Origin of the sequence: Devosia sp. (assembly GCF_036563435.1) — a bacterium.
Classification (GTDB): domain Bacteria; phylum Pseudomonadota; class Alphaproteobacteria; order Rhizobiales; family Devosiaceae; genus Devosia.
Genome location: NZ_DATCMJ010000012.1, coordinates 330,320 through 345,734 on the forward strand (window position 1 = coordinate 330,320; position 15,415 = coordinate 345,734).

The following is a 15,415-nucleotide window of genomic DNA, read 5'->3' on the forward strand; positions in this document are numbered from 1 at the left end:
GCCTTGATCTTGCCAGACCAACTCACGTCCCGCGCTATCCAGACCGACAACGACTTTCGCGCGCTCATCGATATAGCTCCCGTCATGATCTGGGTGGCTACGCCAGAGGGCGAGTGCACCTTTCTGAGCCGCTCCTGGCGTGATTTCACTGGACAGTCGGAACAAGACGGGCTCGGCTCGGGCTGGTTGTCGTGCATCCATGCTGACGACTGGGCAAGCGTTCAGGGCGCATTCGACCAGGCTAAAGCAGAATGCCGCCCCTACCAAACTGAGTACCGGGTGCGGAACCAGGCGGGCGAGTTTCACTGGGTGCTCGATTCAGCGGCGCCTGTTCTGGGACCAGGCGGCGCCTTGCAAGGCTATATCGGCTCCATCGTCGACAACGAGGCGCGCAAATCCGCCGAGCTTGCCCGCCTGCGCGTGGAGCGGCGTCTGCAAATCGCTATGGAGGCGTCCGGCATCGGCAGCTGGGAGTGGGATCTCGCCTCCAACCTCTTCCACTTCTCTGACCGGGCCCTTGACATCTTCGGCATCGAGCCAACCGGCAGCCCCATCTCCTTCGAGCATGTTCGCCGCCTCATTCATCCCGAGGATCTGCCCGAAGTCACGCGCCTGTCGGCAGCGGCGCTTGACCCGGCCATTCGCGCCCGGGAGCCCTATCGCTACCGCATCAGCCGGGAGCGGGACGGTGAGCTGCGCTGGATCGCGGCACATGGCGAAGCCCTGTTCGACCGGGGGGCTGACGGACCGCCTTTGGTTTATATCGGCACCTTCGAGGACATCACTGAAGAAGTGGTCAGGGAGCAGTCGCTCCAGGACGCCGCTGCCAGACTAAGTCTGGCGCTCGACGCCGCGCAGCTGGCGGTGTGGGAGCTCGACATCACCGAGGACAGGCTATCCCCCTCCCCCGCCCTCAACCGCCTTTACGGCTTCCCAGAAGACGCTCGGCCAACTTCCGACGAGTTCCGCTCGCGCTATGCTCCAGGCGAGCAGCAACGGATCGAAGAACTTGGACGCGAGGCCCGGCTGCGGGGCGAGAACCGCATCCGCGCCGAGGTGAAGCACGTCATGCCGGATGGCTCCGTCAAATGGCTTTTGGTCCAGGCCCAGGAGGCTGAGCCCCTGGCAGACGGGCATGCCCGCGCCATCGGCGTTGCCATGGACATCACCGAGCGCAGGCAGAGCGAGGAGAAACTCGCCGTGATTGCCCGGGAAATGGAACACCGGGTCAAGAACTCGCTGACGCTGGTGCAGGCGCTGGTGGATCAATCCTTCCGCGCACCCCGACCCGCTGAAGAAGGCAAGCTGGTGTTCTCGCAGCGCCTGGCTGCCTATGTACGGGCCACCGAACTGCTCACGAAAAGCGAACAGGGCGCCGAGATGGCAGCCTTGGCCGATGTGGCGCTGGCACCCTTTCGCGGCAACGAGAATGACCAGATCACGACCAATGGACCGTCCGTGCAGCTCGAGCCCGACCTCGCCGCGGCGATCGTTCTGGGCCTCCACGAGCTGGCGACAAACGCGGTCAAATATGGTTCGCTGAGCGTCCCAGAGGGGGGCGTCGAGATCGTCTGGTCCCAAGACAAGGGCCGTTTCACCCTGGACTGGCGGGAGCGGGGCGGCCCTCCTGTGGCGCAGCCGGCCCGCACCGGCTTTGGCTCTCGCCTCCTGGGCGGTGCGCTCCTCCAGGGCAAGGGGGGCGAAACAAGCCTCAGCTTTGCACCGGATGGGGTGCATTTTCACCTCTCGTGCTCGCTTCGATAGGCAGTCGCAAGTACCCGCTCGCGCGAGCGGGTCAGGCGGGACGGTCAGCGGACGTATCAGCCGGCCCCCTCTTGCACATTCGGATCTGAGGCAGTCTGCTATTCGCGCGCTTCTGCCGGTGCGACCGTCATCACACCGTTGCTCGCCAGTGCCAAACTCGGTCATCACCTACCCACGGTACATGACCATGATGCGCGCACTGACCATTGCCTCGATTCTCCTTGCCGGTACCTGCCAGCACGTCCTGGCTCAGCAACCCTCCATTGCCGAAGTTGCTCCCAGGCTCGAGACACTCGCCCTTACAGAGGCAGACAATGATGCCGATGCCGACGATCCGGCGATCTGGATCAATGCCGCGGACCCGGCCCGCAGCCTGATTGTCACCGCGGTGAAAAATGGCGGCATCCGCGTCTATGATCTGGATGGCCAGCTGGTGCAAAGCATTATCCCGGCGGAAGACGGCCGCATCAACAATGTCGATGTCGTCTATGGCTTCGAACTTGGCGGCGAGCCGGTCGATCTTGTCGTTGCCGCGGACCGTGGGCTCGATGTCATCCGCACCTTCCGGATTGATGCCGCCATAGCCGAGCCCCTGACCGAGGTCACCGACCCGGCGGCGGCCCGCGCATTTCCCACGCGCTACCTGGCAAGTGGATCGACCGAGGACAACCCGGTTGATGACCAGAACACAGTTTATGGCCTTGCAGCCTGGCGCAACCCCGCCGATGGCAAGACCTGGGTCGTGGGCACGCAGCGCCACCAGCCAACGGTGGGGATCTTCACGCTCGCCGAAACCACAGATGGCCATGTGTCGGCCACGCTCGACCATGACTTCACCGTTCCCTCCGAGCATGACGGCCAGGATCTGTTTGCAGAGAACGAGGACGACCCGCTGCTCGATTTCAGCCCCCAGTTCGAAGGCACCGTGATCGATCGGGAAACAGGTGTGATCTACGCTGGCCAGGAAGACGTCGGCATCTGGAGTGTTGCGCTGTCGGGCGGGGAGCCAGAGCTGCTCTATGCAACGCGTGGCTCAAGCGAAAGCAGCTTCCACAATCCAGACAGCGTCATTGCCCGCGATGTCGAAGGTCTGACGATCTATTATGGTGGGGACGTCCGCTATCTGCTCGCGTCGAGCCAGGGCGGAGCCCATGGCGATGCCCCGGCACCCGATGCGCCCTATGACGACAGCTTCGCTGTGTTCGACATCACGTCCGGCTTCGAACTGCTGGGCCAGTTCCGGGTCAGTGCAGCGGGAGACATGGATGCAGTGCAGGAAAGCGATGGTGCCGACGTGACGTCCATCACGCTGCCCGGTTTTGAGAACGGTCTCTTCATCACCCAGGACGGGTATGCCGGTGACCTCAACGGGCTTGACGGCGAAACCGCGTCCACCAACTTCAAGTTCGTGGACTGGAAAGCCATCGCCGAGACGTTCGAGCCGCCACTCGCTGTGGTCCCGCAGCCAGTAGCAGCAGGCCAATAGCAGTCCCTCCCGCAGCGGACATAACGTCGAGGATCCGTCCATCAGGATGCGGTTCCGGCGGGAGTTGCTTCAAGGGCCGGGACAGTGAGGTGCTGTGAAATATCTCAGCACCACTGTTTCGCCCTACTGCAACCTGAGGCCTGTATTCTGGTCGAACAGCTTGATGTGGTCTGTGTCCAGTTGCACTTGGACCGGCGTCCCCACTGGGACCGTCAGCCGCTGTCGAGTAAGCATGACGACTGCGGTCTGCCCGATCTGGACCTTGAGGTGGGTTTCAGAGCCAGTTGGTTCGATGTCTCGTAGAATTCCCGATAGGCCAACTTCGCTCAAAGCAACGTGCTCCGGCCGAATGCCGAGGATCACCGAACGTCCCACCAGAGCGTCATCTCCTTGGGGGAGCGGCCACTTTGTGCCCTCGTCGTCGCGCAACGCCAGTTCGGGCTCGCGCACCACAACCCCTTGAACGAAGTTCATGGCCGGAGACCCGATGAAGCCGGCAACGAAGCTGTTGGCGGGATTGTCGTAGATGTCGAGCGGCGAGCCCACCTGTTCGATGCGCCCATCGCGCATGACCACGATCCTGTCGGCCATGGTCATGGCCTCCATCTGGTCGTGCGTGACATAGATCATGGTGGCCCCGAGCCGGGCATGGAGGGCCTTGATCTCGCCCCGCATCTGCACGCGCAGCTTGGCATCGAGATTCGACAGCGGCTCATCGAACAGGAACACGGCCGGGTTGCGCACAATGGCGCGGCCCATGGCGACGCGCTGACGCTGCCCGCCTGAAAGCTGGCGTGGATAGCGGTCGAGCAGCGGCTCAAGGCCCAAAATAGCGGCAGCGCGATTGACCGCAGCCTCGATGTCGGCGCGGCTTTGCCGCGACAGCTTGAGCGAGAAGGCCATGTTGTCGCGCACCGTCATGTGCGGATAGAGCGCATAGGACTGGAACACCATGGCGATGTCGCGCTCCTTGGGCTCGAGGTCATTGACCACCCGCCCGCCGATATCGATCTCGCCATCGGTGATGCTCTCGAGCCCGGCAATCATGCGCAACAGCGTGGACTTGCCGCAGCCGGAGGGCCCCACAAGCACGACGAACTCTCCGTCGCGCGCGGCAAGCGACACGCCGTGCAGTACCTGGAGCGGACCATAGCTCTTGATCGCATTGCGGATGGTGACATTGGCCATTCTGGTTCTCCCCGGTCAGCGACCGCCCATGCCCGCATTGAGGGCGATGGAGTTGTAGATGAGCTTCTGCAAAAGGATGGCGAGGACGATGCCGGGCAGCATCGACAGCGCAGCGCCGGCCATGATGAAGTTCCACTGCGTGCCCTGCTGCGACTGGAAATAGGTCAGCCCCACCGGGAGCGTGGCATTCTCGGTTCCGGTCATCACGATCAGCGGCCAGAGGAAGTTGTTCCACTGCCCGATGAAGGTGAAGAGCGAGAGCAGGCCGATCGCCGGCATCGAGAGCGGGACGATGACGCTGACCAGGATGCGCAGGCGCGAGGCGCCGTCGACCCGCGCTGCCTCTTCGAGCTCCATGGGAATGGAGAGAAAGAACTGCCGCATCAGGAAGGCGCCAAAGGTGCCGAAGGCCACCGGGAGGATGACGCCCTGGAAGGTGTTCACCATGCCCAGGCTGTTGACGATCAGGTAGAGCGGAATGATCAGCATGATGGCGGGCACCATTAGGGTGCCGAGATAGGTCACCAGCAGCGCCTCGCGCCCGGGAAACTTCAGCCGTGCGAAGGCATAGCCGGAGAGGCACGAGATCACCACGGTGATGACGGTGACGCTGAGCGAAACAAAGAGGCTGTTGAGGAAGAAGCGGCCGAAGGGCAGCTGCGTCCAGGCCTTGGCGAAATTGTCCCACTCAAAGACCGTCGGCAGGATGCGGACCGGGATGGCCATCACTTCGGCATTGCTGCGCACGGCATTGGACACCATCCAGAAGAAAGGAAACAGGAACAGCAGCGCGACCAGCGCCAAAGCTCCGTGATTGAGGATGTCCAAGAGGAGGGTGGAGCGGGAACGGGACCTAGTTGTCATAGTGCACCCACTTGCGCTGGAGCCAGAACTGCATCGCCGTCAGCGCCATGATCAGCGCGAACATGACCCAGGCGATGGTGGAGGCGTAGCCCATCTGGAAATTCTGGAAGCCACGCTGGTAGATGGTGTAGCCCAGCGTTGCGGTGGCATTGCCGGGGCCGCCGCGCGTCATCACGTAGATCTGGTCGAAGACCTGGAGCGAGGTGATGGCGGTCATCACCGTGCCGAAGAACAGGGTGGGCGAGATGAGCGGCAGGCGGATCTTCCAGAACCGGTCCCAGGCATTGGCGCCGTCGATGCGGGCGGCCTCCAGATAGTTCTTGGGCACCATGTCGAGCGCCGCATTGAACAGGACCGTGTTGTAGCCCACGCCGGCCCAGAGCGAGACGATGACCACCGCCTGCATGGCCAGCTTCTGATCGGTCAGCATGCTGGGCATGTGGATCGACAGCGAGCCCATCACGAAGTCGAAGAAGCCATTGGGGGCAAAGATCAGCATCCAGACGATGGCGACGGCGATGCCTGGGGTGAAGGTGGGGAGGAAGAAGATTACCCGGAACCACTTCTGCCCGTATTTGAGGCTGGAGATCCAGACCGCCAGGCCCAGCGAGATGACGATGTTGAGCACCAGGTATTCGGCGGTGAAAAACAGAGTGTTGCGCAGCACCGGCCAGAATTGCGGGTCAGCGGTGAACAGGCGGACATAGTTGGAAATGCCGACGAATTGCGGCTGCCCCAGCAGCTTCCAGTTGGTGAAGCTCAGCACCACCGAGGCGACGATCGGCACGACCAGGAACAGGATCATGCCGATAAGGCCCGGCAAGAGGAAGAAGAAGGCCGTGCGCGCCTCCAGCCGATCCAGCCGATTGCCCCAGCGCTTGCGCGCTGCGACCGGCGCCGCAGGCAGATTGTCGATCGCCGCCATGGTCTCCTCCCTCTGGCAGTGGAAACGGCCCGGCCGGTGATCCGGCCGAGCCAGATCGCCTAGAACGGAAGCTGGCTCTGGATATCGGCCAGCACCGCTTCGGGCGTCGAGTCGCCATTGAGGGCAACGGGCATGTACTGGGTGATGAGGTTCTCGAACTCGTTCCAGTATTCGTTGATGCGGAAGGGCGTTGTGTGTTCGAACATAAAGGCGAGCACTTCGCGCGTGCCGGCCACGTCCTTGGCGGCGACATCGTACCAGTAGGTCTGCTCTGCAACCCGGCCCGGCAGGGCGCGGCCTGCCGAGGCGAGGATCTCCGCCGCCTTGGGGCCGGTCAGGATCTGCAGCGCCTTGTAGGCTTCTTCCTTGTGCTGGCTGGCGGCGGAGATGCCCCAGCCGGAGCCGGCGGTGATGAAGCGGGAATCGCCTTCGCCGTGCGGCAGGGGCGCAACGCCGATCTCGAAGTCGACGCTGTCCTTGGTCTGGAGCAGCACCCATGGACCATCGATATACATCGCGGCGGTGCCGGCGGCAAAGTGGCCGCTGCCGGTCACGGCGCCAGCACCCGAGGCAAAAACCGGCGAAACCTTGTCGACCGAGACCAGCTCGGCATATTTGGTGACCGCATCGACATAGCCGGGATTGGTCAACTCGAACTGGTCGGCGTCGTTGAAATATTCGGCGCCCAGCGCCACGGGTCCGGCGATGAAGTCGAAGGCCTGAACGGCATAACCGTAGGTCTGGCCTTCGGTCAGGGCCGCGGCTGCGGCCTTGAAGTCGTCGAAGGTCCAGTCGAGCGCCGGCTCCTCGAGCCCGGCTGCAGCAAACTTGTCCCGATTGTAGTAGACCAGCCACGGGCCCACGTCATAGGGCAGCGCATATTGCGTGCCCTCATGGGAAAGTCCGGCCATGATCGAGGGCTCGAAGACCGAGGTGTCGAAGCCATCGGCCTCGAAGTGCGGGTTGAGCGGCTCCAGGATGGAATGAAAGCTCGGCATGCGCATGGACTGCATGGCCACGATATCGGCAATCTGCCCTGATGAGGCCAGGACCGGCAGGCGGGTCCAGTAGTCGGTCCAGCCCGAGAATTGCGGCGTGACCTTGATATTGGGGTATTCGGCGGTCACCAGGTCGGCCAGGCTGGTGAAGAGTTCGGTGTCATTCTCATCCCCCCACATCTGCCAGGTCAGGTTCACCTGCTCCTGGGCATGGGCGGTGGCAATAAAGGCGCTACTGGCCAGCAAGGCGGTAGCCAAAACATTCGACAGTTTCACGGTAGTCTCTCCTCAAACTACAGGTTGATAGTCAGGTCATGGGCTCCGAAGTGCCAGCCAGGCTGGCGCCGCGGCCAGTCAGGCGGAAAGCATCACCTCCAGGTCGTCGATCATGGCGATGAAGTCCGTGCGCTGCCGGTGCCAGGCGTCCTCGCTCGCGCCGGGCTCTAGCATCCGCGTCATGCGCGCAACGAAATCGGGAGGCAGCCGCTCAAGGTCGGCCGCCATGGGCAAGTTCCAGCCGTCGCCGGGATAGTAGACGCGGTTGAAGGCGAAGACGACCTGCAGGATGGCATTGGCGAGCTTGCCGCTGATGCCCACCAGGAACACCAGGTCCCGCCGGTCGACCTTGCTTTGGTAGTGGTAGTCGCTGGCCCAATAGGCCAGAATGGCGCGGTAGTGGCGGAGCGTTGCCTCGCGCAGTGCCTCCGGATAGCGGGCGAGTTCCGCCTTCCAGCCGGCCAGCACGCCATCGGGATCGAAGACGATCTGCTGGTTGGCGAGGTCGGTGGGAAGATGATAGCCCCAGATGGTCCATTCAAAGCTCTTGGAGACGGGCGCGCCGCTGATCCAGGCTGCAAGGTCCTGCCGTACGCCGGCATAAGACCGCATCCAAACTCCGTCCATGCGATAACCCCTCCCCTCCCAGCTGCGCCTGGCCTCCTCGAAGCGCTGCCACTGCGCCGTTTCCGCAATGTCCGGCCTGCGATAGGCATGGGCATAGACCCGGAAATCGTAGTCCGACTGTGCATCCGCCCGGCCCTTGCCGCGCGATCCGGCCAGGGCAACAGCGCCCCGCCCGTCGCCTGCCAGATCGGCGATTAGCGGCGTCATGGCCGCGATCAGTTCCGCCTCCTGGCGCATGGCAGTGCCTCGCCGCCCTCCCGTCTAGTCGTTGAGGATGAGTTCGATGACAGGCGACACGACGTCGGGTTTGAGCACCGGCAATTCCAACGTCAGCATGCCATCGCCGACCGCCACCCCGATATTGGAGTCCACCTCCGCATCGGGATCGAGCCACTGGATCTCGCTCGCATCATGGAGGAACTGCGCATACTTGATCCTGCGCCCCAGGCCTTCGACATGGACATGACGGAAGGGCCAGGCCTGCAGATGCAGGTACAAGCGGTTACCTTTCTGGGTGAACTTGCAGCCACTGGGTGCCTTGAACTCCGAGGGACCAGCGCCATAGATCGAACGGCCATTGAGCCGCATCCACTCGCCATAGGTCTCAAGCGCCGTGATGGCCCGCTTGTCGAAGGTGCCGCGCGCAGTCGGCCCCACATTCATCAGGAGGTTGCCGCCCAGGGCTACCGTATCGACCAGGATATTGATGAGCTGCCCGGCGTCCTTCCACGTGTTCTCGTCGCGGTGATAGCCCCATGAGCCCGAGAAGGTGTGACACACTTCCCAGCGCACGGGCTTGCCGTTGACCGTGGGGGCAACGCGCGGCGTATATTGCTCCGGCGTCGCCAGGTCCTTGGGGAAATTGCCATCCGGCGGCAGGTCGAGCCGGTCGCCGACAATGATGTCGGGCTGCAGCTTGCGCACCAGGCCGATCAGCTCCTCGCTCTCCCAATCGTTGCGACCCTTGCCGGGCATGCCGCGATGCTCCCGGTTGGGATAGGAGAAGTCGAACCAGATCACCGAGATTTCGCCGAACTCGGTCAGTAATTCCGTGACCTGGTTGCGCATGTATTCGGCATACTGCCGCACATCGCGCGTCTTGTTCATTTCAAGCGCATCGGCGTGGTTGCGTAAGGGATGGATGCCGTCGATCGGGAACTGCGGATGGTGCCAGTCGATCAGCGAGTAGTAGAAGCCCACCTTCAGCCCCTCGGCGCGGAACGCCTCCACATAGGGCTTGAGCAGGTCCTTGCCGTAAGGCGTGTTGGTGGCCTTGTAGTCGGTGTATTTGCTGTCCCAGAGGCAGAAGCCTTCATGGTGCTTGGCCGTCAGCACCACATATTTCATGCCAGCCTGCCGCGCCCGCCTTGCCCACTCGCGCGGGTCATAGAGGTCCGGGTCGAAGTTCTCGAAATACTTTCGGTACTGCTCGGAGCCGATCTCTTCGCGGTTCTGCACCCATTCATGGCGCGCTGCGAGCGCATAGAGGCCGAAGTGGATGAACATGCCGAAGCGATCTTGGATAAACCACGTCTTGCCATCGGACATGCTAGCGCTGCTGCTTACGGCGAAAGCTTCGTTCATCTCATCCTCCCTTCCGGCGTATCGAACCGGTTCGATCAACATCCTTGATTCTTGTTGCCGGAGAGTCAAGCCCTGTCTAAAGGTGTTCTCCGGAGTACCTAAGCGAGCCATACCAGGGTCCTGGTAAGGTCCGGAGGTTCATAGAAGCGGTTCGAGAAGGAGCTGATGGCCACAATCCGGGATGTTGCCGCACTGGCCGAGGTTTCGGTGTCGACGGTTTCGCTCGCCTTCAGCAATCCAGGCCGGGTGAGCGCGCGCACGCTGGAGCGCATCCGCACCGCGGCGACTGCGGTCGGCTACGTGGCCGATCCGCTGGCACAAAGCCTCGCCCGTGGCCGCAGCAAGATGATCGGCTTCGTGGTGGGCAATGTCGGCAATCCTTTCTTCGGCGACATCCGGCGCGAACTGGAGAACTACGCCCTCGAGCACGAACATTTCGTGCTCATCACCGACTCCTCGGGCAAGCTCGAGCGCGAGCGCGCCCTGATCGAGCATCTGATCGGCCTCAAGATTGCCGGACTGGCCCTGGCGCCATCGAGCTTCGGCGCCGACTATGTCGAGTTCATCCAGTCCATCAAGGTGCCGATGGTGTGCTTCGACCAGAAGGTCGAGGGGATCGAGCGGGACTTCGTGGGCTCGGACAATTTCCTGGCCGGAGCCATGTTGACCGAGCACCTCCTGCAGCTCGGGCATCGGCGCATCGCCTTCATCGCCGGTCCGCAGCACCTGCACACGGCATCGGAACGCTATCGCGGCTTCGTCGAGACCATGGCCAGTGCCGGCGTGGAGGTGAACCCCAACTACGTGGTCGATGGACAGTTCACGCGCTCCGCCGGCTATGAAGCGGCCATGCGCCTCCTGATCCAGCCGGAGCGGCCCACCGCAATTCTGGGCGCCAACAATGCGATGGCTTTGGCGGCGCTGCAGGCCATGCAGGAACTGGGCTTTTCCTGCCCGGACGATATTTCGCTGGCCATGATCGACAATGTGCAGTGGAGCAGCGTCATCACTCCGCGCATCACTATGGTGGTGCAGGATACGCTCCAGCTCGGCAACATCATCGCCCGTCGGCTGCTGCACCGCATCACCAGCGCGGAAGCTGCCCATGAGCCGGCGCAGGACCTCGTCCTGGCACCAAAATTTGTACCGGGTACCTCCTGCCGTCGTCTTTGATGTGAAGCGGCAGCGGGCGGCGCCGCTACACCACGGCGCCCTCTACTTTCCAGCACCGCCGAGGAGACCTCGGACGAACGATTTCTGAAACAGCAGATATGCGGCCATGACGGGGATCACCGAAACGACCGTCGAGGCCATCAGCGGTCCGTATTCGACCTGAAGGCTGCTGGCGAAACCGGCAATGGCAACAGTGGCCGGACGGGCATTGTCGCTGGTGGTCAGGGTAATGGCAAAAAGCAGGTCGTTCCAGATGGCGCGGCTCTGGATGATGGCAAGGGCCGCAAGGCCCGAAGCCGATGCCGGCAGCAGCAGCTTCCAGAAATAGGTGGCCGGGCCGCAGCCGTCGATCAGCGCTGCCTCGTACATGGAGCGCGGCACGGACGCAAAGAAGTTGCGCATGAAGAAGGTGCAGAACGGAATGGCATAGGCGGTATGGACCAGCCACATGCCCGGAATGGTGTCGTAGAGCCCCAGGCGCTGCACCAGAAAGAACAGCGGGATCTGCACGATCTGGAACGGCACCAGCATGCCGGTGAGCAGGAGGAAGTAGACCACCTTGCCACCGCGGCCACTCATATAGGCGAGCGGGTAGCCGGCCACTGCGCCGATCAGCAGGGAAAGCGCAACAGCGGGAACGGTGATGAGGATGGAATTGAGGAAAGTCCGTCCGGCCCGCTCGAAGGCGATGGCGTAGTTCTCCCAATAGAACTGGGTCGGCAGGCTCATCACCCGCGTTATCTCGGATGGTGACTTGAACGAGGTCAGGAGCGCCACGACGAGCGGCGTCATGAATATGATCGCCATGCCGAAGAGCACGGTGCGCGTCAGGACGGTCTGCCGCTGCTGGATGGAACTGCTCATTATTCGGCCTCGCTGTCCTGAACGCGGCGGGACATGTAGATGATGTAGGGCATGATGATCACGCCAGCGATGATGAAGAGGTAGACAGCGACGGCTGCAGCGCGTCCCATGTCGAAACGGCCAAAGGCGAGGTCATACATCTGCACCGCGAGCACTTCAGAGGAATAGGCCGGGCCGCCCTTGGTCATGGCCCAAACCACGTCGAACAGGCGCATCGCGTCGATCGCGGACATGCCCAGGACGATGATCGTGGACGGCCATAGCAGGGGGAAGCTTACTTTCCAGAACACCTGCCACGGCGTGGCGCCCTCTATGCGCGCCGCTTCGATGCATTCGGTCGGGATGTTGCGAAGGCCTGCAAAGAAAACAAGGAAGGCAAAGCCGGTCGTCCACCAGGCGACTGAGCCCATCAGCGAAAAATTGACGATGGCGGGGTCGCCCAGCCAGTTCTGCGCCAGGCCGCCGAGACCGACCAGATCCAGCACCGTGGTGATAAGGCCATTGTCTGGTTCGTACATCCAGCGCCAGATGGCGCCCACGGCGACGGCCGGGATGGTGAAGGGTAGGAAGAAGATGATGCGGAAGACCTTCTCGCCGCGAATGCCGCGATCGAGAATCGCCGCCAGGAGCAGACCGACGCCGGTGGGCACGATCAGCATGAAGCCGACCCAAAGGATGTTGTTGAGCGCCGCGTGAAGGAAACGGGGCTGGTTGATCAGCACGGTGTAATTCTGCAGACCCACAAAGCGCATGCGCGGCGAGAATCCGTCCCAGTCGTGCAGCGACAGGTGGATGCTCGAAATGACCGGGTAGATGTAAAAAACTGCGAACAGCAGCGTAGGCACAGCCAAAAAGGCCAGGTGCGTCAGCGTCGTTCGGTTCAGGCGGCCTTGGGACAGGTCCATTGCATGCTCTTGGTTTGGAATGCAAAAGGGGGCGGCGCCGTTCAGGCGCCACCCCCGGGGTCAATTACCAGTTGATGAAGGCGTTTTCCGCCAAGGCTTCCTGACGCAGACCCTCCAGGGTGGCGATCAGCTCCGCCTTGACCGTGTCGGACGGATCGATCGCGAAACGCTCGATCTGCACGCCAAATTCGGTGCCCAGATCGGTCGGCAGCAGGAAGAACAGGTTCGGCAGCACGGCATCGTTGGCCGAAGCTTCCGAGAACTGGCGGGCAAAGGTGGCGCCGGCATAGCCGTAGACCGACGGATCGACATTGACGTTGGGCGCCAGCGAACCCTTCGGCACGGCAAAGGCCGCCTGGCCTTCCGGGGTCGTCACGGCGGCGATGAACTGATCGGCAGCGGCAACGCCCGGCCCTTCCGGCACGGCCAGCACGTCCATCTGGAAGATCGCCTTGCCCACCGTCCCCGGGGCCTGGAACATGTCGAAGCCCTCGCCAGCGGCGAAGCCAGCTTGGTCCATATAGCCGGCCGCCCAGATGCCCATCATGAACATGCCGGTATTGCCGTTGATCAGGTCATCGGCGGTTTGCGTCCAGGTCTTGCCGCTCCAGTTTTGGGCATAGCAGGAGACCATACGGTCGCGGTAAAGGTCGAGCGCTTCGCTGAACTGGGGGCTGTCAAAGCCAAGCTCGCCGCGAGCGATCTGGTAATACCCATCCTCGCCGACTGCCGACACCAGGGCAGCATAGAAATTGTAGAGGCTCCAGAAGGTGCCGCCAGCATTGCCGAGCGGTTGATAGCCTGCTTCGCGCAGCGCGTCGCAGGCTGCGGTGAAGCTGTCCCAATCGGTGGGAACCTCGACGCCAGCCTTCTCGAAGGCTTCCTTGTTGTAGAAGACGTTGTTGATCAGCGAGAGATCGAAGGGAACGCCATAGGGAACGCCGTCGACCTTGACGACGCGCTGCACGCCCTCAGGGAAAATCTCGTCGCCCTTGATGGTGGCCCACACATCCGTCAGCGGATGGAGCTGTCCGCCGTCAGCGAAGGTCTTGAGCTCATAGGCCATCGAGCTTTGGTAGGCTGCCGGAGGACGGCCACCCAGGAAAGCCGTCTGCAACTGGCGGCGCAGCTCGACCACATTTCCAGGAATCACCACACCGGTGATGTTGGCGTCCTCGACAGCGGCATTGCCCACTTCGATCATCGCGTTCATCCCGGCCAATTCAGAGCCGGCAGCGTAGTAGTGCCAAACTTCCAGGTTTTCCTGCGCGTGCACCGCGGTAGCACCTAGAAGTGAGAGGGCCATTGCGGCCAGCAAATTCGTTTTTGTCATTTCCCTACCTTGTCTCCGGCCGTAGCCATCCCTTCATGAGAATAATCTTCTCACAAGAAAAAATCTGCCGGAGCGCTCCCCGAGAGTCAACTACTTGAGCATCACTTTTGCGGTGCAATCTTTTTGAGCAGTCACAAGTACCAGATTTTACGCGAGTTTTCAGCTTTCCCGGACCTGAACTGACTGCAGCGTCAACAGGAGCGGATTGACCGGTCCAGAAAGTCGTGCTTATTTTTCTTCAGTTTAGAAAAATGGGAGGCCGGTTTGGATCGTTCGTTCCTGAGACGTTTTCACGCCAACTCGATCTTCCATCGCATCCGCATCCAGCCCGACATCTCCCAACGCGAGATCATCGAGCGCACTCACTTCGACAAATCCACGGTTTCCTCGATCGTCAACGAGTTCATTGAACGCGGACTTGTGGAGCGGCGCGCGAAAGCCTCGGCCTCTGGCCGCGGCCGGCCCACTGAAGGTCTGGTCATCTCGCCGGCGTCGGGGCTCTTGGTCGGTGTCGAAGTCGAAGCTAGCAAGCTGATCTATGTTGCCTGCGGCCTTGATGGGACAGTACTTGCCGAGCAGGTCTTGCCCTTCGATGGACGGCTGGACGATGTGGAAATCGCCATCACCACCGGCATCGACTCTGTGGTCTCGCTGACGGGCTCGGGCGCCAAGGTTCTGGGCATCGGCGTCTCCTTGCCCGGCCTTGTTGCCAACGACGGCAAGCTGGTCCACGTCCCCGTGCTGGGCTGGCGCGACGTCGACATCCTCGGCCGGCTGTCCCAGCGCTGCACGGCCCCCGTCTATGTCGGCAACGACGGCAAGGCGGCGGCCATGGCCGAACACATGTTCGGCGCCTGCGTCGACATGGACAATTTCATCTATCTTTTCTCCGGCTCCGGCGTCGGCGGGGGCCTTTTCCTTGATGGCACTGTCTACAAGGGAGCGGGCGGACTTGCCGGCGAATTAGGCCACGTCAAGATTGTTCCCCAAGGGCGATTTTGCAGCTGTGGCGCCTCGGGCTGCCTTGCAGCCTATTTGACTGAATCGGCGCTTATCGAAGAGATTTCGCGGCTCGGGAGCGTCCGGCCCACCTCGTTCGCACAGATCATCGAGCTGGCCGAAGCCGGCGAACCGATCGTGCTCAACGTGCTCGAACATGCCGGCGAAGTGCTTGGATCGGCCATTTCGAGCCTCATCAACATCTTCAATCCACCGCTGGTGCTGCTCGGTGGCGATCTTTCGGCCGCCAAGCCCTATCTGTCCGGTTCGGTCGACAAGGCACTGCGGCGCCTCGCGCACCCGGCCATGTATGGCGAGAACATCGTCAAATTCGCCGAGCCCGGCATTGGCGGCCCACGCCTGGGCGGCATTGCCCTGGCGCTCAACGGCGTCACCGACATCGCCGGCTCCCACGTCCTTCCCTGATCT

Annotated in this window: 13 protein-coding genes; 4 read left to right on the forward strand and 9 right to left on the reverse strand. The window is 62.3% G+C overall.

Translation table 11 applies throughout. From position 1 onward, the window contains the following. The first annotated feature begins 9 nt into the window (after window positions 1-9). Window positions 10-1,764: a PAS domain S-box protein gene (locus VIL88_RS07610; RefSeq protein ID WP_331987441.1), complete on the forward strand. Its 1,755-nt coding sequence runs from the start codon at window positions 10-12 to the stop codon at window positions 1,762-1,764. Between the two features lie 187 nt (window positions 1,765-1,951). Then, complete coding sequence (locus VIL88_RS07615) at window positions 1,952-3,250, forward strand: phytase (protein ID WP_331987442.1); 1,299 nt, start codon at window positions 1,952-1,954, stop codon at window positions 3,248-3,250. A 123-nt stretch (window positions 3,251-3,373) separates the two neighbouring features. Here VIL88_RS07615 and VIL88_RS07620 read toward each other — a convergent pair whose 3' ends face one another. From VIL88_RS07620 to VIL88_RS07645, 6 genes are all read right to left on the reverse strand, one after another. Continuing rightward, window positions 3,374-4,438, reverse strand: a complete 1,065-nt coding sequence (locus VIL88_RS07620; RefSeq protein WP_331987443.1) for a sn-glycerol-3-phosphate ABC transporter ATP-binding protein UgpC — start codon at window positions 4,436-4,438, stop codon at window positions 3,374-3,376. Window positions 4,439-4,453: 15 nt separating this feature from the next. Further along, window positions 4,454-5,302, reverse strand: a complete 849-nt coding sequence (locus VIL88_RS07625; RefSeq protein WP_331987445.1) for a carbohydrate ABC transporter permease — start codon at window positions 5,300-5,302, stop codon at window positions 4,454-4,456. Then, window positions 5,292-6,227, reverse strand: a complete 936-nt coding sequence (locus tag VIL88_RS07630; RefSeq protein WP_331987446.1) for a sugar ABC transporter permease — start codon at window positions 6,225-6,227, stop codon at window positions 5,292-5,294. Before VIL88_RS07630 ends, VIL88_RS07625 begins: the two co-directional genes overlap by 11 nt. 59 nt (window positions 6,228-6,286) lie before the next feature. Beyond that, entirely contained in the window at window positions 6,287-7,501 is a 1,215-nt protein-coding gene (locus VIL88_RS07635) for a sugar ABC transporter substrate-binding protein (RefSeq protein ID WP_331987447.1), read from the reverse strand. A 78-nt stretch (window positions 7,502-7,579) separates the two neighbouring features. Further along, window positions 7,580-8,365 carry a DUF4037 domain-containing protein gene (locus VIL88_RS07640; RefSeq protein WP_331987449.1) on the reverse strand — a complete coding sequence of 262 codons (786 nt, stop codon included), beginning with the start codon at window positions 8,363-8,365 and terminating at the stop codon, window positions 7,580-7,582. A 24-nt stretch (window positions 8,366-8,389) separates the two neighbouring features. Next, complete coding sequence (locus VIL88_RS07645; protein WP_331987450.1) at window positions 8,390-9,712, reverse strand: alpha-L-fucosidase; 1,323 nt, start codon at window positions 9,710-9,712, stop codon at window positions 8,390-8,392. A 165-nt stretch (window positions 9,713-9,877) separates the two neighbouring features. On the opposite strand from VIL88_RS07645, the gene VIL88_RS07650 reads away from it, so the two are divergent. Further along, complete coding sequence (locus VIL88_RS07650; RefSeq protein WP_331987451.1) at window positions 9,878-10,885, forward strand: LacI family DNA-binding transcriptional regulator; 1,008 nt, start codon at window positions 9,878-9,880, stop codon at window positions 10,883-10,885. Window positions 10,886-10,927: 42 nt separating this feature from the next. Here the strand turns inward: VIL88_RS07650 and VIL88_RS07655 are convergent, their stop codons facing one another. From VIL88_RS07655 to VIL88_RS07665, 3 genes are all read right to left on the reverse strand, one after another. Beyond that, on the reverse strand, window positions 10,928-11,749 hold the full coding sequence (locus VIL88_RS07655) for a carbohydrate ABC transporter permease (protein WP_331987453.1): 822 nt from the start codon (window positions 11,747-11,749) through the stop codon (window positions 10,928-10,930). Next, window positions 11,749-12,654, reverse strand: a complete 906-nt coding sequence (locus tag VIL88_RS07660; RefSeq protein WP_331987454.1) for a sugar ABC transporter permease — start codon at window positions 12,652-12,654, stop codon at window positions 11,749-11,751. The genes VIL88_RS07655 and VIL88_RS07660 overlap by 1 nt, the downstream gene beginning before the upstream one ends. Before the next feature lie 64 nt (window positions 12,655-12,718). Beyond that, window positions 12,719-13,987, reverse strand: coding sequence for an ABC transporter substrate-binding protein (locus VIL88_RS07665; RefSeq protein WP_331987456.1), 1,269 nt, complete (start codon window positions 13,985-13,987; stop codon window positions 12,719-12,721). Between the two features lie 264 nt (window positions 13,988-14,251). Between VIL88_RS07665 and VIL88_RS07670 the strand changes: the two genes are divergently transcribed. Continuing rightward, window positions 14,252-15,412 carry an ROK family transcriptional regulator gene (locus VIL88_RS07670; RefSeq protein WP_331987457.1) on the forward strand — a complete coding sequence of 387 codons (1,161 nt, stop codon included), beginning with the start codon at window positions 14,252-14,254 and terminating at the stop codon, window positions 15,410-15,412. The last annotated feature ends 3 nt before the right edge of the window (window positions 15,413-15,415 follow it).